Source organism: Ureaplasma zalophigenitalium (genome assembly GCF_025780055.1).
Taxonomy (GTDB): Bacteria; Bacillota_I; Bacilli_A; order Mycoplasmatales; family Mycoplasmoidaceae; genus Ureaplasma; species Ureaplasma zalophigenitalium.
The window spans coordinates 119,504-136,484 of record NZ_JAOXHJ010000001.1; the positions used below are offsets into that span (position 1 = coordinate 119,504).

At 33.1% G+C, this 16,981-nt stretch carries 27 protein-coding genes and 6 tRNA genes; 32 read left to right on the forward strand and 1 reads right to left on the reverse strand.

Features of this window, described 5'->3' with window-relative positions:
* The first annotated feature begins 19 nt into the window (after window positions 1-19).
* The 23 genes from rpsC (at window position 20) to OF365_RS00665 (ending at window position 12,231) form a co-directional block, all read left to right on the forward strand.
* Window positions 20-796 carry a 30S ribosomal protein S3 gene (gene rpsC / locus OF365_RS00555; protein WP_263817681.1) on the forward strand — a complete coding sequence of 259 codons (777 nt, stop codon included), beginning with the start codon at window positions 20-22 and terminating at the stop codon, window positions 794-796.
* A 17-nt stretch (window positions 797-813) separates the two neighbouring features.
* Window positions 814-1,233 carry a 50S ribosomal protein L16 gene (rplP, locus tag OF365_RS00560; protein WP_263817682.1) on the forward strand — a complete coding sequence of 140 codons (420 nt, stop codon included), beginning with the start codon at window positions 814-816 and terminating at the stop codon, window positions 1,231-1,233.
* Entirely contained in the window at window positions 1,226-1,465 is a 240-nt protein-coding gene (gene rpmC / locus OF365_RS00565; RefSeq protein WP_263817683.1) for a 50S ribosomal protein L29, read from the forward strand. The genes rplP and rpmC overlap by 8 nt, the downstream gene beginning before the upstream one ends.
* Window positions 1,452-1,709 (forward strand): 30S ribosomal protein S17, encoded by a 258-nt coding sequence (gene rpsQ, locus OF365_RS00570; RefSeq protein WP_263817684.1) that lies wholly within the window; start codon window positions 1,452-1,454, stop codon window positions 1,707-1,709. Before rpmC ends, rpsQ begins: the two co-directional genes overlap by 14 nt.
* A gap of 20 nt (window positions 1,710-1,729) precedes the next feature.
* Window positions 1,730-2,098 (forward strand): 50S ribosomal protein L14, encoded by a 369-nt coding sequence (rplN, locus tag OF365_RS00575; protein WP_263817685.1) that lies wholly within the window; start codon window positions 1,730-1,732, stop codon window positions 2,096-2,098.
* 15 nt (window positions 2,099-2,113) lie between these two features.
* Complete coding sequence (gene rplX, locus OF365_RS00580; RefSeq protein ID WP_263817686.1) at window positions 2,114-2,446, forward strand: 50S ribosomal protein L24; 333 nt, start codon at window positions 2,114-2,116, stop codon at window positions 2,444-2,446.
* 13 nt (window positions 2,447-2,459) lie between these two features.
* On the forward strand, window positions 2,460-3,014 hold the full coding sequence (gene rplE, locus OF365_RS00585) for a 50S ribosomal protein L5 (RefSeq protein ID WP_334307597.1): 555 nt from the start codon (window positions 2,460-2,462) through the stop codon (window positions 3,012-3,014).
* Between the two features lie 2 nt (window positions 3,015-3,016).
* Window positions 3,017-3,202 (forward strand): type Z 30S ribosomal protein S14, encoded by a 186-nt coding sequence (locus tag OF365_RS00590; RefSeq protein ID WP_263817687.1) that lies wholly within the window; start codon window positions 3,017-3,019, stop codon window positions 3,200-3,202.
* A gap of 18 nt (window positions 3,203-3,220) precedes the next feature.
* Window positions 3,221-3,616 carry a 30S ribosomal protein S8 gene (rpsH, locus tag OF365_RS00595; RefSeq protein ID WP_263817688.1) on the forward strand — a complete coding sequence of 132 codons (396 nt, stop codon included), beginning with the start codon at window positions 3,221-3,223 and terminating at the stop codon, window positions 3,614-3,616.
* A gap of 11 nt (window positions 3,617-3,627) precedes the next feature.
* The gene (gene rplF, locus OF365_RS00600) at window positions 3,628-4,176 is read left to right on the forward strand and encodes a 50S ribosomal protein L6 (RefSeq protein ID WP_263817689.1); all 549 of its coding nucleotides are present in this window, start codon (window positions 3,628-3,630) and stop codon (window positions 4,174-4,176) included.
* A gap of 15 nt (window positions 4,177-4,191) precedes the next feature.
* Window positions 4,192-4,557 carry a 50S ribosomal protein L18 gene (rplR, locus tag OF365_RS00605; protein ID WP_263817690.1) on the forward strand — a complete coding sequence of 122 codons (366 nt, stop codon included), beginning with the start codon at window positions 4,192-4,194 and terminating at the stop codon, window positions 4,555-4,557.
* A gap of 17 nt (window positions 4,558-4,574) precedes the next feature.
* Entirely contained in the window at window positions 4,575-5,174 is a 600-nt protein-coding gene (rpsE, locus tag OF365_RS00610) for a 30S ribosomal protein S5 (protein ID WP_263817691.1), read from the forward strand.
* 11 nt (window positions 5,175-5,185) lie between these two features.
* The gene (rplO, locus tag OF365_RS00615) at window positions 5,186-5,668 is read left to right on the forward strand and encodes a 50S ribosomal protein L15 (protein ID WP_263817692.1); all 483 of its coding nucleotides are present in this window, start codon (window positions 5,186-5,188) and stop codon (window positions 5,666-5,668) included.
* 44 nt (window positions 5,669-5,712) lie between these two features.
* Entirely contained in the window at window positions 5,713-7,116 is a 1,404-nt protein-coding gene (gene secY / locus OF365_RS00620; protein WP_263817693.1) for a preprotein translocase subunit SecY, read from the forward strand.
* Between the two features lie 7 nt (window positions 7,117-7,123).
* Window positions 7,124-7,759 carry an adenylate kinase family protein gene (locus OF365_RS00625; RefSeq protein ID WP_263817694.1) on the forward strand — a complete coding sequence of 212 codons (636 nt, stop codon included), beginning with the start codon at window positions 7,124-7,126 and terminating at the stop codon, window positions 7,757-7,759.
* 3 nt (window positions 7,760-7,762) lie between these two features.
* On the forward strand, window positions 7,763-8,524 hold the full coding sequence (gene map, locus OF365_RS00630; protein WP_263817695.1) for a type I methionyl aminopeptidase: 762 nt from the start codon (window positions 7,763-7,765) through the stop codon (window positions 8,522-8,524).
* Between the two features lie 16 nt (window positions 8,525-8,540).
* Window positions 8,541-8,759, forward strand: coding sequence for a translation initiation factor IF-1 (gene infA, locus OF365_RS00635; protein WP_263817696.1), 219 nt, complete (start codon window positions 8,541-8,543; stop codon window positions 8,757-8,759).
* A 24-nt stretch (window positions 8,760-8,783) separates the two neighbouring features.
* Window positions 8,784-8,897, forward strand: coding sequence for a 50S ribosomal protein L36 (gene rpmJ / locus OF365_RS00640; RefSeq protein WP_263817697.1), 114 nt, complete (start codon window positions 8,784-8,786; stop codon window positions 8,895-8,897).
* Window positions 8,898-8,909: 12 nt separating this feature from the next.
* A complete protein-coding gene (gene rpsM, locus OF365_RS00645) occupies window positions 8,910-9,308 on the forward strand; it encodes a 30S ribosomal protein S13 (RefSeq protein WP_263817698.1) in 399 nt (132 codons plus the stop codon).
* Between the two features lie 18 nt (window positions 9,309-9,326).
* The gene (gene rpsK / locus OF365_RS00650; RefSeq protein ID WP_263817699.1) at window positions 9,327-9,692 is read left to right on the forward strand and encodes a 30S ribosomal protein S11; all 366 of its coding nucleotides are present in this window, start codon (window positions 9,327-9,329) and stop codon (window positions 9,690-9,692) included.
* Window positions 9,693-9,734: 42 nt separating this feature from the next.
* Window positions 9,735-10,718, forward strand: a complete 984-nt coding sequence (gene rpoA, locus OF365_RS00655; RefSeq protein WP_263817700.1) for a DNA-directed RNA polymerase subunit alpha — start codon at window positions 9,735-9,737, stop codon at window positions 10,716-10,718.
* A 12-nt stretch (window positions 10,719-10,730) separates the two neighbouring features.
* On the forward strand, window positions 10,731-11,090 hold the full coding sequence (rplQ, locus tag OF365_RS00660; protein ID WP_263817701.1) for a 50S ribosomal protein L17: 360 nt from the start codon (window positions 10,731-10,733) through the stop codon (window positions 11,088-11,090).
* A gap of 103 nt (window positions 11,091-11,193) precedes the next feature.
* A complete protein-coding gene (locus OF365_RS00665) occupies window positions 11,194-12,231 on the forward strand; it encodes a hypothetical protein (RefSeq protein ID WP_263817702.1) in 1,038 nt (345 codons plus the stop codon).
* Between the two features lie 27 nt (window positions 12,232-12,258).
* Here the strand turns inward: OF365_RS00665 and OF365_RS00670 are convergent, their stop codons facing one another.
* Complete coding sequence (locus tag OF365_RS00670) at window positions 12,259-13,599, reverse strand: DUF31 family protein (protein ID WP_263817703.1); 1,341 nt, start codon at window positions 13,597-13,599, stop codon at window positions 12,259-12,261.
* 249 nt (window positions 13,600-13,848) lie between these two features.
* Here OF365_RS00670 and OF365_RS00675 point away from each other — a divergent pair.
* The 9 genes from OF365_RS00675 to frr all read left to right on the forward strand — a co-directional run bounded on the left by OF365_RS00675 (window position 13,849) and on the right by frr (window position 16,980).
* Window positions 13,849-13,923: transfer RNA gene (locus OF365_RS00675), tRNA-Asn, on the forward strand.
* A 1-nt stretch (window position 13,924) separates the two neighbouring features.
* Window positions 13,925-14,001, forward strand: a tRNA-Glu gene (locus OF365_RS00680).
* Window positions 14,002-14,034: 33 nt separating this feature from the next.
* A tRNA-Val gene (locus OF365_RS00685) sits at window positions 14,035-14,110 on the forward strand.
* A gap of 1 nt (window position 14,111) precedes the next feature.
* Window positions 14,112-14,187, forward strand: a tRNA-Thr gene (locus OF365_RS00690).
* A gap of 47 nt (window positions 14,188-14,234) precedes the next feature.
* Window positions 14,235-14,310 (forward strand) — tRNA-Lys (locus OF365_RS00695).
* Window positions 14,311-14,315: 5 nt separating this feature from the next.
* A tRNA-Leu gene (locus OF365_RS00700) sits at window positions 14,316-14,399 on the forward strand.
* 332 nt (window positions 14,400-14,731) lie between these two features.
* A complete protein-coding gene (tsf, locus tag OF365_RS00705) occupies window positions 14,732-15,643 on the forward strand; it encodes a translation elongation factor Ts (RefSeq protein ID WP_263817704.1) in 912 nt (303 codons plus the stop codon).
* A gap of 66 nt (window positions 15,644-15,709) precedes the next feature.
* Window positions 15,710-16,417 carry a UMP kinase gene (gene pyrH, locus OF365_RS00710; RefSeq protein ID WP_263817705.1) on the forward strand — a complete coding sequence of 236 codons (708 nt, stop codon included), beginning with the start codon at window positions 15,710-15,712 and terminating at the stop codon, window positions 16,415-16,417.
* 11 nt (window positions 16,418-16,428) lie between these two features.
* Window positions 16,429-16,980, forward strand: a complete 552-nt coding sequence (frr, locus tag OF365_RS00715; RefSeq protein WP_263817706.1) for a ribosome recycling factor — start codon at window positions 16,429-16,431, stop codon at window positions 16,978-16,980.
* Window position 16,981: the final 1 nt, after the last annotated feature.

Sequence of the window (16,981 nt, forward strand, 5' to 3'; positions counted from 1 at the left end):
ATAAAGGAGAAAATTATTCATGGGTCAAAAAGTCAATCCAAATGGTTTAAGATTTGGTGTTAATAAACAATGATTATCTCGTTGAGTGCCGATTGATGAAGCGCAAATGGGACAATGATTAATTGAAGATGATAAGATTCGTACTTATATTACTTCAAAATATAAAAACGCAGTAATTGATCATATCGAAATCGAACGTGATCAACAACGTGTTCATGTTTATGTCTATGCTGTTCAGGTCGGGTTATTAATTGGTACAGAAGCTAGTGAAAAGAAACTAATTGAATTAGCAATTAACAAAATCGTAGGCCGTAAAAAAATTGTTTCATTAAAAGTTATCGAAGTACAAACTCCAGAATTACAGGCTGCGATTGTAGCTCGTGAAATTGCGGATGCTATTGAAAATCGTGTGTCATTCAGAATTGCACAAAAATTAGCAATTAAGAAAGTTTTAAAAGCGGGCGCTAAAGGGATTAAAACCAAAGTATCAGGTCGTTTAGGTGGAGTGGAAATGGCGCGTGTGGAAGGTTATAACCACGGATTATTAACTCTACATACATTACGTGCTGACATTGATTATGCTTTAGCAGAAGCTCATACAACTTATGGTATTATTGGTGTTAAAGTATGAATTAACCGAGGCGAGTTATTTACTGATCGTTTAGTTAACAATGTAGAACACGCTGCTAAATTGAATAATAATAAACAATCAAAACCTCGTCGTAATTTCAAACCACGTAATAATAACGAATCAAAACCTCGTGGATCACATAAAAAAGAAAGCCCAAGTGCTTAAAAGGAGATTATTAAATTATGTTACAACCAAAAAGAACAAAATTTCGTAAACCCCACAAAGTAAGTTACGAGGGTAAAGCTAAAGGAAACAAAAAAGTAGATTTTGGTGAATACGGATTAATGGCTTTAAGTGGAGCTTGAATTGATGCACGTCAAATCGAAGCTGCTCGTATTGCCATTTCAAAACGTTTACAAAAAACAGGGAAAATGTGAATTCGCATCTTCCCCCACATGTCATTAACTAAAAAACCGTTAGAAGTGCGTATGGGTTCTGGAAAAGGTTCGCCTGAAAAATGAGTAGCAGTTGTAAAACAAGGAACAGTAATGTTTGAAGTAGCAAATATTCCGGTCCCGTTAATGCGTGAAGCGTTAAGAGCAGCTGGTAATAAACTACCAATTAAAGTAAAAATTGTTAAAAAGGAGTTAAGTCATGAGTAGTGTTGCAAAAGATTTAGCCAAAAAAACATCAGCAGAATTGCAAAAAATCGTAACTGATTTAAAAGCTCGTTTATTAGAGTTGCGTTTCGCTGCTGCTAATGGTGAAAACGAAAAAACGCATAACGTTAAAGAGATTCGTCGTACGATCGCTCGTGCTTTGACAATTTTAACGGAACGTGAAATGACATTAGAACTTCAAGATCAAGGAGTGTTAACTGATGGTAAGAAATAGTCATCGTAAAGTTTTAGAAGGTGTTGTAACATCTGATAAAATGCAAAAAACTGTAACAGTAAGTGTCGAGTCAAAAAGCTTACACCCAATTTATAAGAAATTAGTAATTTCACACAAAAAATACCATGCTCATAACGAAAATGATGATGCAAAAATGGGAGACCGTGTACAAATTACTGAAACTCGTAAATTGAGTGCGACAAAAAACTGAAGAGTTAGCAAAATTCTTGAAAGAGCGCGTTAGTAATATAGGAGGTTATAGTTATGATTCAACATATGTCAAGATTAGAAGTTGCTGATAATACTGGCGCAAAAGTTCTTGGTGTCATCAAAGTATTAGGCGGCTCTAAACGTCGTTATGCATCAGTTGGTGACATTATCATTGGTTCTATTAAAAAAGCAGCTCCAGGTGGAATTGTTTCTAAAGGACAAATGGTTAAAGCAACAATTGTGCGAACGAAAAAAGCAATTCGTCGTCCAAATGGCGCATGATTAAAATTTGATGAAAATGCATGCGTGATTATTAAAGATGATAAAACGCCACGTGGTTCACGGATCTTTGGACCAGTAGCAAGAGAAGTTCGGGACGCGGGTTTTGTAAAAATTGCTTCACTTGCTCCAGAAGTTTTATAGAAAGGAGATACTTACATGAATCGAATTAAAAAAGGAGATAGTGTTATTGTTATCTCTGGAAAACACAAACAAAAAACAGGAATTGTAATTTCAGTTGATCCTAAAAACGAAACTGCGATTGTTGAAGGTGTTAATAAAGTTAAAAAACACCAAAAGAAAGATCAAACACACGAACAAAGTGGAATTTTAGAAAAAGAAGCACCGATTCGTCTTTGCAAACTAGCTGTTCTTGAAACAAAAGGTAAAGACAAAGGTAAGCCAACAAAAATCAGCTTTGAATTTAATAAAGAAAACAAAAAAGTGCGTGTTGCGCGAAAAACACGTTCTGAACTTGAAACAAAAAAATAAGGGGGAGTAATTAATGTCATTTTTAAAAGAATTATACACTAAAACAGTTGTACCTAATTTACAAAAAGAATTTGCTTACTCTTCTGTAATGCAAATCCCAAAGGTTGAAAAAATTATTATTAATGCCGGGATTGGCAACGCTGTTGCTGATGCTAAAAATTTAGAAGCTGCTGCAAATGAATTATTGTTAATTACTGGTCAAAAACCGGTTTTAACAAAAGCGAAAAACTCAATCGCTACATTCAAATTACGTAAAGGACAAGCTATCGGTGCAAAAGTAACTTTACGTGGAGTAAAAATGTGAGCTTTCATGGAAGTTCTATTTAATATCGCTTTACCACGTGTGCGTGACTTCAAAGGGATTTCAAACAAATCATTTGATGGACACGGAAATTATACTTTAGGTATTAAAGAACAAATTATTTTCCCACAAGTGGTTTATGATGATGTGAAATCAGTGCGTGGTTTCGATGTTACATTTGTAACAACAGCTAACACAGACGAAGAAGCTCGTGCTTTATTATTAGGTTTAGGTGCGCCTTTCCAAAAACAAAAAGGAGTTAAATAGTTATGGCTAAAAAATCATTAATTGCAAAACAATTAAAACACCAAAAATTTGAAGTACGTAACTATACACGTTGCTTACGTTGCGGAAGAGTACACGCTGTTATGCGTAAATTTAAAGTATGTCGTTTATGCTTTAGATCATTAGCATATAGTGGATCTATCCCTGGTGTTAAGAAAGCATCTTGATAAGAGGAGGATTTAGAAAATATGTTATACGATCCAATTGCTGAATTAATTACGAAAATCAATAATGGCCGTCGTGCTGTTAAACAAGACGTAATTGTTCCTACTTCAAAATTAAAAACAGCTATTTTAAAACTGTTGGAAGCCGAAGGATACATTAAAGGTTTTGAAAATAAACTTTCATCTGATAAAAAACCAATTACAATTATTAAATTGAAATATAAAAACCAAACTTCTTCTATCAACGGATTTAAACAAATCTCAAAACCAGGTTTAAGAATTTATTCTAAATACCAAGAACTTCCTAAAGTATTAAATGGTTTAGGAGTAGCAATTATATCAACTTCTAAAGGTGTAATTAGCGATAAACAAGCGAGAAAGGAACAAACCGGTGGTGAAGTCATCGCCTATGTTTGATAAGGTATTTCAATATGTCTCGTATAGGAAATAGATTATTACAAGTTCCAAGTACTGTTAGTGTGAATGTTAAAGCAAACGAAGTTATTCTATCAGGAAACAACCAAACTTTAACTGTAGCTTTTCCGAGTGGTATTATTAGTGTAAAATTTGAAAATCAAACACTAAAAGTAACACGTGCAAACGATGAAAAACAATCACGTATGTACCACGGAACGGTTAATGCTAATTTAAATAATGCTATTGTTGGTTTAACAACAGGTTGAAAAAAAGAATTAGATATTAAGGGTGTTGGTTTCAAAGCTAAAGTTGAAGCTAACAAATTAAATTTAGGATTAGGTTTCTCACACCCCATCATTTTGGACATTCCTAAAGATTTAAATATTACTACACCAAGCCCAACTGAAATCTCTATTCAGGGGGCAGATAAAGCAGCTGTCGGAGCGTTCGCTGCCACTATTCGTGGTTATAGACCACCTGAACCATATAAAGGTAAAGGTGTGATGTATAAAAACGAACACATTATCCGTAAAGCTGGTAAAACAGCAGATAAGAAGAAATAGGAGTTTAAGTAAATTATGAAAAGAATTAATTTTAGTCGTAATTATAAGAGAACACTTCGTGCTCGCAGAATTGTGAAAAAAATTCGTGCATTACAACTTTATGAACAACGTCCTGTTTTAGTTGTAAACAAAACTAACGCACATATTTGAGTTCAATTAATTGATTACAACACAAATAAAACCCTAGCTTCATCATCTTCTTTAGCTTTAAAACTAGTTAATGGAAACAAAGAAAATGCAGCCAAAGTTGGAGCAGATATTGCTAAAAAAGCAACCGCATTAAACATTAAAAGTGTTATTTTTAACAAAAACGGTAATGAATTTCACGGTCGAATTAAAGCTTTAGCTGACGCGGCTCGTGAACATGGTTTAGAATTTTAAGAGGAGGAGAGTCATTTATGTTAGATATTAATAACCAAACAACTAATAACGAAGTTATTGAAAACGAAAATGTAGCTGAAAAAGCAACAACAAAAACTCACAAACCTCGTCGTACAAATTTCAAACGTGCTGAGCAAGCAGTAAGTCCGTATGAAGAACGTGTAGTTAACATTAAAAGAATTTCTAAAACAACAAAAGGTGGACGTATGATGCGTTTCAGTGCTTTAGTTGTTATTGGTGATAAAAAAGGTACAGTGGGTTATGGAATGGGGAAATCAAACGAAGTTCCAGATGCAATTAAAAAAGCAATTAAAAATGCTCACAATAACTTAATTAAAGTTAAACAAACAAAGAACGGTTCAGTTTACCACGATGTTTACGGACGTCATGGTGCTTCAAAAGTTATGCTATTACCTGCACCCCAAGGTACAGGGATTATTGCAGGTGGATCTGTGCGGGCTGTTATTGAATTAGCAGGCTTTACAGATATTTATACAAAATCACGTGGTTCAAACACAGCAATGAATGTTATCCGTGCCACAATCGATGGTTTAACAAAACAAATTAAACCAAGCGAAATCGCAAGACTTCGTGATAAAGATGTTAAAGATTTATAGGAGGTTTGATCATGGAATTATCAAATTTACAATATACGCCAAAATCACGTAACCACAAAGAAAAACGTGTAGGACGTGGACATGGTTCAGGTCTTGGTAAAACAAGTGGCCGTGGGCAAGATGGTCAAAAAGCTCGTAAATCAGGGCAAGTTCGTTTAGCTTTTGAAGGGGGACAAACACCTCTTTATCGTCGTACACCAAAAGTTGGTTTCACAAACTATAATTTTAAAAAACATTATAATGTGATTAATTTACACCAATTATCATTGATTACAGATGCGTTAAAAGCTAAAAAAGGATTAAGCGAAGATTTTGTTTATGATTTAACATTCTTTAATAATCACGGGTTAATTAAAAATAGCCAATGACCAATTAAAATTATTGGTAACAACGATGTTATTCAAAATACAAAAATTTATGCTCATGTGTTCTCAAAAGGTGCACGAGCAAGTATTGAAAAAAATCAATCAGAAGCTATCACTTTAGATAAATAATTAATTTATTAATTATTTATTTTTTCAATTTTTAGGAGTTTTTTATGAAAGTAAAAAGTAATAAAAAACAAAGTATCAAACGCTTTTTTGCAATTTTTACAAATAAAAAAGTGTTAGTGGCCATTGCTGTTACTTTGTCGATTTTAATTCTTTTTAGAATTGGATCAATTGTGCCGATGCCCTATATTAAGATTAATGGTAGCTTTAACCAACAAGGTTCATTCTTTGCTATCATGAACCTTTTAGGTGGTGGTGGGTTATCGCAGTTTTCAATTTTTGCGATTGGTATAGGCCCGTATATTACCGCGCAGATTATTATGCAGTTGTTATCTACTGAACTTATCCCACCCTTATTTAAATTAGCTAAATCAGGGGAAAGAGGGCGAAAAAAAATGGAGGTAATAACACGCCTAGTTACCTTACCATTAGCTATTATGCAGGCAGTTGTGATTATTAATTTATTATCACAACGAAGCGAATTCGTAACTATTGTTAATGCTCCATTTGCCATTAATTCACCACTGTTCTATGTTACCTTCATTTTCTTAATGGTCGCAGGAACTTATGTTTCACTATTTCTAGCCGATATTATTTCGAAAAAAGGTGTCGGAAATGGAATCACCCTTCTGATTTTAACCGGAATCATTGCTAATTTATTTAACCAATTTAACGGTGTTTTTAACCGAATGGGTGCTTTAACTCCAGATGTAGCAAAAAAAGTTATTGGTTTTATCTTATATGTAGCTTTTTATTTATTAATTTTATTTGGAGTAACATTTATCAATAGTGCAACACGAAAAGTTCCTATCCAACAAACAGGTCAAGCGTTAATTAGCGATTATGAAAAATTACCTTTTTTACCCATTAAAATCATGACTGCAGGGGTTATGCCTGTTATCTTCGCTTCTTCACTTTTAGCGATCCCCGCACAGGTTAGCGAATTTTTAGATAAGGAAGCTACTGGGTATTACATCATTCAAAACTATTTTATTGTTGATTCATGAACTGGTTTAGGAATTTATGTTATTTTAATTATTCTGTTTACATTCTTTTTCTCATATGTTCAATTAAACCCGCCGCGTATTGCTGAAGATTTAAAAAAATCAGGTCGGTTTATTCCAGGAGTTAAAGTCGGTTTACAAACTGAGAATCATATTAGTAAAGTAATTTTCCGAATTAATTGAACAGGGGCTATTTTGCTAGCAGCGCTCGCAGCCTTGCCACATTTAGTCGCCCTGATTGCTAAAACAATAAACAATAACCAACCTGTGATTGCTTCTTCACACATTTTCGGTGGAACTTCATTAATTATCATGGTCTCAGCGACTTTAGAATTATGAAATGCTATTAAATCAACGGCAACATCGTCGACATATTCATATCAACGTCAAGTCATCGAAAATAACTTACAAACCAATAATGATGCAAGCAAATCGCAAATTTGATAGGAGTATTATGAAATTATTATTTTTAGGCCCCCCAGGTTCTGGTAAAGGATCAATCAGCAGTTTGTTAATTGATCAACATCAATTTGAACATGTTTCTACCGGTAATTTGTTCCGTGCACTTTTCAAACGGAATGATGATTTTGCAAAAGAAGTGCAAAACATTATTGACCAAGGTTTATTAGTGCCAGATGAAATAACAAACAAAATCGCTCATCAAGCCATTGATCCGCTATTAAAAAACCAAGCTAATTTTATTTTAGATGGATGACCACGGACAATTAACCAGGCACACGACTGTAGCGCTTACATGCAGTTAGATCACGTAATTTACTTTGATATTCCCGAGGATGTTCTAATCAAACGAATCACTGGACGCTATTCATGTACAGCTTGTCCAGCAGTTTATAATATATTTTATAACCCTCCAAAAAAAGAATTGATTTGTGATAGCTGTCAACATCCTTTAATGCAACGTGGTGATGATAATAAAACATCTCTAAGCATTCGTATGAAACAATTTAAGGAATTAACTTTACCAATTGTTGAATATTACGAAAAAACAGGCTTATTAGTTCGTGTTAACGCTAATCAACCTTTAGAATTAGTTTATGAAGAGGTCTTAAAAATTATTAAGAAAAAATAAGATATGCAAATTTATATTAAAACCCCCGAAGATATTCAAAATATCAAAGAAGCAATTAACATTTGAAAAAAAGCTAAACAAGCCATTTTAGATAATGTGCGTGTTGGCATTAGCTTATTAGAATTGGATGCGATTGCTAACCAAGCCATTGTCCAAGCGAATGGTGTGAGTGCATTTAAGGATTATCTTGGTTTTAAACATCATATTTGTATTTCAGTGAATGAGTGCGTCATTCATGGAGTCCCAACCAACTACACCTTAAAAAGTGGAGATAAGGTCACATTTGATATGGGTGTCAAATATAATGAACGTTACTGTGATGCGGCGTTCACAGTCATTGTTGACAACGCAAATGTGCAAGCACAAAAAATTTCAGATGTTTGCTTATTAGCAATTTATGAAGCAGTTAAAATGATTAAACCAGGTGTTACGAATTTTGATGTGGCGCGCACCATTAATAAATTCGTTCGCCAGCACGGATATTATCTGTTAGAGGATTTTACTGGGCACGGTTGTGGGGTGCAAATTCACGAAGAACCCGCTATGCCCAATTATGTTAACTATATGCAATTCCGAGAAGAAAAATTAGAAGAGAATATGGTTTTATGCCTAGAACCAATGATCATGACAAAGAGCAAGGAATATTACATTGATCCTCTTGATCAATGAAGTGTTAAAGCTAAAAATAAACTATTAACTGCACACTGAGAACATATGGTATTAGTGACCAAAGACGGGTGTGAAATTCTCACACTAGATGATTAACATAAAAGGAAGTAATATGTCAGACACACAAAAATTAAAAATGATTGGACGCATCACAGAAGTGCTGCAAGGTGGTAATTTTAAGGTTGAACTTGATAACAAGATCATCATTAATGCCCATGTGTCAGGTAAAATGCGAGTACATAAAATCAATATTTTACCGGGCGACATGGTAGATGTCGAATTAAGTCCATACGACTTAACACGAGGTCGTATAATTTACCGTCATAAATAATTAAACATACGAAAGGAACTTTTTATGAAAGTTAGAGCTTCAGTAAAAACGATTTGCAACAAATGCAAAATTGTGAAACGATCAAATATAGTACGTGTGATTTGTGCGAACCCTAAGCACAAACAACGTCAAGGCTAGGAAAGGATTAATATGGCAAGAATTTTAGGAGTAGATATTCCGAATGACAAACGTGTAGTAATTTCATTAACTTACATCTTTGGAATTGGTTTATCAACATCAAAGAAAATTTTAGCGCAAGCTAACATTAGCGAAGATAAACGTGTTAAGGATTTAAGTGAAGAAGAAATCGCTGCAATTCGTAAAACAGCTTTATCATTTGTGGACTATAATGGCGATAAGCTATTATTAGAAGGTGATTTGCGTAAAGAAATCGCAATGAACATTAAGCGATTAATGGAAATTGGATCATACCGAGGTATGCGTCACCGTCGTGGTTTACCAACTCGTGGACAACGTACGCGAACAAATGCACGTACACGTAAGGGACCAAGAAAAACAGTAGCTAACAAAAAAATTGAGTCTAAATAATAAATAAGGAGCAACATAATGGCTAAAAAGAAAAAATTAAGTTTTAGTAACGGGATTGCTCATATCCACACTACTAAAAACAACACGATCATTAGTATAACTGATGAACAAGGGCAAGTAATTTCTTGAGCATCATCAGGTTCAAGTGGTTATAAAGGGGCTAAAAAGAAAACCCCTTTCTCAGCTGGGGTTGCCGCTGAAAATGCAGCAAAAGCAGCAATTGAAATGGGCTTAAAATCGATCGAAGTACATGTTAATGGTACAGGTGCTTCACGTGATACAGCAATTCGTAGTTTAAACGTTGCAGGGTTAACTGTTTCAAAAATAAAGGATGTAACACCTATTCCCCACAACGGTTGCCGTCCGCCTAAAAAACCAAGATAATGCACAATTTATTATCGTTATTAATTCGTTAAGGAGATCACGATGCAAAAATTTTTAAAATATAATATCACTATTCCAACGATAGAACAAGAAGACCAATCCAAAGCACGTGTGATCATTGAACCACTAGAAGTTGGCTATGGACACACATTAGGAAATGCTTTACGTCGGATCTGCTTGTCTTCGATTCCTGGAGCGGCTATGTTTGCAGTGAAATTTGCAAACCACCCACATGAATTCGAAACAATTGTTGGTGTAAAAGAAGATATCACGAACATTATTCTAAATTTAAAATCATTAGCAATCACAATAGATACTAATATGTTTAATGAAGAATATTTTAATAGCTTAATTATTGACAGATGACCGAAGATGGTAATTAACTTCCAAGGTCCTGGAGTAGTGACAGCAAATGACATCATTACACCAGTGGGTTTTGAAATCGTTAACAAGGATTTAGTCATTGCTGAAGTTACAGAAAAAATTAATTTCCAAGTTGATATTTTCGCCAAATTAGGTCGTGGACGTGTAGACTTTACAACAAACAAAGATTGCATTTCTACATTACACATTATCCCTACAGATTCTAATTACTCACCAGTATTACATTATAAATATGATGTTCAAACAGTGAAGGATTCGAAATATTCAAACTCTGAGATCTTAACGATTGATATTGCTACTAATGGAACTATTTCAGGTGCTGATGCTTTAGCGATCAGTGCAAAAATTCTGCAAGAGCATTTAACACCAATCATTAACATTAATGAACGGATTAATGAATTAGTAGTAACTAAAGAAAAAGAACAAGAAGAAAAGAAAACTTCTTCAAGTATCCCAATTGATGATTTGGAATTATCAGTACGTGCTTATAATGCCTTAAAACAAAGCGGGATCAATTCGACAAGTGAACTTATTGAAATGAATAAATGAACACTTGAGAAAATTAAAAATTTAGGTCGTAAATCAGTTCTCGAAATCATTGACAAATTAAAAGAACACGGTCTAGAATTAAAAAACGATTAAGAGGAGATTTTTATGAGTTACATTAATAAACCTGGAAAAACACGATCATGAAGAAAAATGGTTACGCGTCAACAAGTGTCTGATGTAATTAGCCACGGTTCTATTGTGACAACAAAAACCAAAGCTAAAGAAACACAACGTCACGTGGATCACATCATCACTTTAGCAAAGAAAAATACACTTGCTTCACGACGTGCAGCAGCAGCTATTTTATTGCGTACAAACGAACACACTGTAGATGAATTATTAGCAAAACTGTTTAATGAATTAAATCATAAATACAAAGACCGTAATGGTGGTTATACACGTGTTGTTAAATTAGGTTCTCGTTTATCTGATAATACTGAAGAAGCTGTTTTGGCATTAGTATAAGATTGAATAAACATTAAAAAAGCAAGGAAGAAACAATCTAATGATTGAATTCCTTCTTTTTTTATATAATAATATTATGTGTTATGATTATCAAAGGATTCAAATGAAAAAAAGTCAAAAAATTAAACTCCTATTTACAGGTCTTTTAACAACCAGTGCATTAGTTGCGGGAACAGTAGCAGTGGCAAGTTGCCAAAACACAAGTTCATCAAAACGTCTTTATCATTTAGCTAAGAGTGCTAATCCTGAAGATAAGTTTGTCCCGATTTACCATGTCATTGTTTATATTCCTAAAGTTATCGATCCAGTAAGCAAAAAAATTGTCTTATCAAAAAAAGATGTCCAAGAAGCGGTTTTTCAAGTTACAAGTAAAAATCTTCAAACTACCAACGCTAAACCAAATTATTTAAAAAAGGAAATGTTGTTCGATTTGCATCGTGAGAACGAAGATTTTTACCGTGTGTATTTAGATTTGCCCGTGAAAACGAATGTAAGTGTTAATCAAACGTTTAAGGTTACATCTAATTTAAAAGGTTATAAAAATATTATTGAATTTACATTAAATAGGGATGATTTTGATAATGTTGTTGATTTAGATAATTTACGTACTAGTCACGAAAATTTATACCAATTAGAACAGGACTCAATGAATGTTAATGGGGCCGTGAAGCTGTTTAACCAATTCCACAAGTTAATGCAAAAGCACTTTCGCAATTTTGCAACATTACTTCAACCTGATTTCACTTTAAATCAAGAACAAAAAACTTTTTTAAAAAGCTATCAACAAGCATACAAAGCTATACGCGCATTAAAAGGTAAAGAGTATAAAATCGATGGCATTAGCGTTGATTTTAACCAGATGTTATTTACTATTAAAAGTATTTTCACTAGTGATGTTCAATATAAATCATGAATGAAATCTCTGGAAAAGTTTATTAATAAAGTTGAAGCAATGCAGACATCAATCCCTAACTATAAACAATTAAAAACTTTGGTATTACAGGCAAAAACAGATGCATCAGCTAAAAAAACATATAATCAAATCATCGATGAAGTCTACCAAACTTGTCAGATTAACCAACTAAAAGAAGATGATTTATTCAAACAAATGATTACAAAAGCCTTTGTAAAAATTGTTTAGCATATTAGTATAAATAAAAAAGAACCACTATGGTTCTTTTTTATTTATACTAATATGAATTTTAAAAATTAATTGTTGATGGTCTTGATCTACCAAAAGCAAAGTTTTATAATTAGGCTCATCAGTTAAACTAATTTCGCTAATAGCATCAAAAGTGTTGAAATCTTCAATCAGATAAGGTTGAATTAATTTAATTATTTCACCAATAGCATGGTTTGCATAATTATTTTGTAAATTAATAAACTCTTCCTCACTTATTGTTATATTTGTTTGTCGATGTTTTTGTAAGTATGTTGGTAGATAAAGGTGTTTTGCATTTTGATACCCTCTTAAGTAAGTTAAATAATTAATCAACAAATTCTGTTTATTTTTATAAAAAAACGGGGTGAAATTACCATAAAATAATTTTTGGTTATTTTCTTTAATTTCTAGACCGCCCCAATAAATTCCTAAATGATTTCCATCTTGATCGCTAATCAAGGATCCGCTAGCACCAGCGCCTAAATTAAAGTTTCGCAAGCCTACATCATAACTACTATATGTTTTTTTAACTAAATTATGATTTGCATAATATTGGACAGGATTATCTTCCCGGTAGTTTTGTTCATTAGCGTTTAACAAATGAGTTCTAAAATCGCTGATATCATACTCACTAAAAGTTAGATCGGTAAATTGAGTTAAACGTGGATAACCAATGCCTACCACACTTTTGTAGTTTTGTAAATGTGAGAAACTAATACCAGCTGCTTGTTTAAAATTCTGAAATACCCGTAGATTTTCAAAAACACTCTGATCAATCTGCACTCTTAAAACCGCAATATCAGATGCCTTATTGTCATACTTACTCAAGGTTTTATCACCAATAACAAATATCTCGTATTGATTAGAATACTTATTATCTCAACTTCGAAGATTAATGCCATGCAATGTAGATGAGGAATTTTGGATATACTTAGCTTGAGTATCATGTAAACTATCTGTACTTAAATCAGTATTACCTAAAGATAAACTTCAAGACTTAACATCGTCTGATACTTGGGCAATTACGTGGATGTTTGTGGCAATGTAAAATGTTCGTAATTTACTAGTTTCACTATAGGGTTCAAAATCCAAAATAAAACCGGTTCCATATGTATGATCAACAGTTTGCTGGGATTCATTTTTTCGGAAAAAATGTAAGGACAATGTATGGTCGTACCCATTTTTGAATCCGCGGTTGTTATTAAAAACAGCCTGGGTAATAACTTTGTTAGTTCGCTCATATGGTTTTATTCAAAAACAACCAACCATGCTCAAGCTAGTAAAACCAGCCAAACCGACAGCAGCTAGTATGGCGGGTATTCTAAATCTATTTTTTTTGTTGTGCATTAAACCACTTCCTTATTTTTAATTATAAAAATTTTAATAGAAGAAAAAATCTATAAATAAAGATTATTTATTTAATTATATAAATATAGTTTAAAATTATATATGATAGTTAACAAAAAACAAACCAATAAGAAAAAAGTATTGTTTTAATCATCCGATAGCGATTATTAATTTGAAAAGATATTTTATTTTTTTCTTGACAATTTATAAAAAAATAGCTATAATATTATAGTGCTTTTAAGAGCATATGGCTACATAGCTCAGCGGTAGAGCAACCGGCTGTTAACCGGTTGGTCGTAAGTTCGATCCTTACTGTAGCCGCCATGGCCTGTTGGTGAAGCGACTTAACACACACGCCTTTCACGCGTGCATTCACGGGTTTGAATCCCGTACAGGTCACCATTAAAATTAATCAAAACAACATTGTTTGTTTCTGGAGTGCTAGCTCAGTTGGGAGAGCATCTGCCTTACAAGCAGAGGGTCGGGGGTTCGAGCCCCTCGCACTCCACCATGCCGACTTAGCTCAATAGGTAGAGCAACTGACTTGTAATCAGTAGGTTGTGGGTTCGATTCCTATAGTCGGCACCATTAGATTATAAATTCCTATCTATCAACATTGATAGGTAGGAATTTCTGCTCTGTTAGCTCAGTCGGTAGAGCAACTGACTCTTAATCAGTGGGTCGCGGGTTCGAACCCCTCACAGAGCACCATTAATGCGCTTGTGGCGGAATGGCAGACGCGCTAGACTTAGGATCTAGTACTTTGCAGTGTAAGAGTTCAAGTCTCTTCAAGCGCACCATTTAATTTATACCTTGTCGTTGACAAGGTTTTTTTATACATTTAATATTTTTGGTATTCTCTTAAACGATGTATTAAGGTTTCGTTTTGAATAATAAGTAAAAACTAACTTACCATTTAAATATCAAGACAAGTGAACAAATTAGAATATTTGCAGTTTGTTAAAAATCGAAAAGATAATCTTCAAACATTATAGTTTTGTTAAATTAAGTAAAATAGCTCAGTTTTTTTGCATTTTTGTTTATTGAAATAGCAATATATCATTATTTTATTTATAATATAAAAAGAGAAATCAAAAAATGATTTATATCAATACAAGAAGGAAACAAATATATGTCAAAAGTAGAATTAGTAAAAGAATTACGTGCGCGTACGCAAGCTGGTATGTCTGATTGTATTAAGGCTTTAGATAAATCAGGTAATGATATTGAAAAAGCTATCGTTTGATTACGTGAAAATGGAGCAATTAAAGCTGCTAGCAAATTAAATAATGCTGCAACAGACGGTGTTGTATTAACAAAACAAAATGATCATAAAGCAGTGATGATTGAAGTGAATACTCAAACAGACTTTGTAGCTAAAAATGAACAATTTTTAGCTTTAGCTAACCAAATTCTAGAAGTGGCTTTGAATGAAGTTGAAACAAATGATGATTTTGAAAAATTACAAATCAATAACAAGCCGATTGCTGAAGCAGGATTGGAGTTAACAGCTATTATCGGCGAAAAAATCGCCTTTCGTCGTGGAGTGGTTTTAAAAGCTAATGATAACCAAACATTAGGATCATACACACACAACAACAAACGTGTAGGTGCGATTATCTTATTAGACGCTAAAGTGGATACAGAAGTTGCGCGAAACGTTGCAATGCATGCCGCTGCAATGCGCCCAAAATACTTAAACGTTGATGAAGTATCTCCATCATGATTAGCTAATGAAAAAGAAATTATTACGAACCAAGTTCATAATGACCCTGAAACATTAAATAAAATGAGTAAACTAGACGATGCGAAAAAAGCAATGGTTTTAGAAAAAACTGTTGAAGGTCGTTTAAACAAAATTTTAAAAGAAAACTGTTTAGTTGATCAATCATATTTCAAAGAACCAAGTTTAACAATTGGTGGATATTTAAAACAATATAAAACCAATGCTATAGGTTATTTTGCATACGAAGTCGGTGATGGTATGGAAAAGAAACCAGAAATGAGTTTTGCAGACGAAGTTGCAGCTCAAATGAAAAAATAGTCATTAATTAATAAATAGAAAGTTCTGCTTTCTATTTTTTTGAATAATTTATAAATGGAGGAAAACATGCAGAATAAAAAACACATTTTAATTAAAATCTCGGGAGCAGCATTAAAAACAAATGATGATTCAATTCTAGATGTAAATAAAATTAACGATCTAGCTAATCAAATTAAGGTTCTAAAAAAAGATTATATAATTTCAATTGTTGTTGGTGGCGGGAATATTTGACGCGGCAAAATTGCAAAAGATTTAGCCATGGATCGTAGTACAGCTGATAATATGGGTATGCTAGCAACAATGATTAATGGTTTATCTATAGCTAATGTTTTAACGAATCATAATGTTGGATCAGTTGTTTTATCATCAATTGACACACCTGCTTTCCTAACATATGCAAGTACTAATACAATTAATCAAGCAATTAAGAATGATCAAGTAATGATTTTTGTAGGTGGAACCGGTTTTCCTTTTTTTAGCACGGATTCATGTGCGGCCATACGAGCAGCCCAAACAAATTCACAATTGATTTTAATGGGTAAAAATGGTGTTGATGGTGTTTACAGTGCCGACCCTAAAATTAATCCTGATGCAATTTTTTATGAACACCTAACTTACCAGGAAGCTTTGCATAAAAATTTGCAAGTTATGGACCAAACAGCCTTAGCGTTGTGTCAGGAAAATAAAATTGAAACAATTGTTTTTAATATAGACAAAACTGACTCTATTATTAACGTTTTAAAAAATAAGACCAAATATACATTAATTAAATAAAGAGGTAATTTATGGATTTTAAAATTTACGAAATACAAATGAACGAAGAAAAAGAAAGTGTTTTCAAATGAATGCACAACGAGTTTGCTAAATTGCGAACAGGACGTGCAACACCAGCTATTTTAGATGGCATCTTAGTTGATTATTATGGAACACCCACACCTATTAATCAATTAGCTAATATTAGTGTAGTTGATGCACGTTCATTAATGATTAAACCATACGATAAAAATAGTATTAAAGATATCAATACTGCTATAAATGCTGCTAATATTGGAATTAACCCACTAGTAGATGCGGATGTGATTCGTTTGAACTTTCCTGCACCAACAGAAGATTTAAGAAAAGAATTAGCTAAAAAAGCTAAACAAGTTAGTGAAGAAGCGAAAGTTAAAGTACGTAAAATTCGTCAAAATTTACAAGATGAATTCAAAAAAGATGTCACAGCTTTAGAGGATGATAAAAAATTCTTCCAAACAAAATTGGATGAATTAACAAAAAAAGTTAACAAAGAAATAGAAGAATTGCTTGCGAATAAAGAAAAAGACATCTTAACAATTTAAA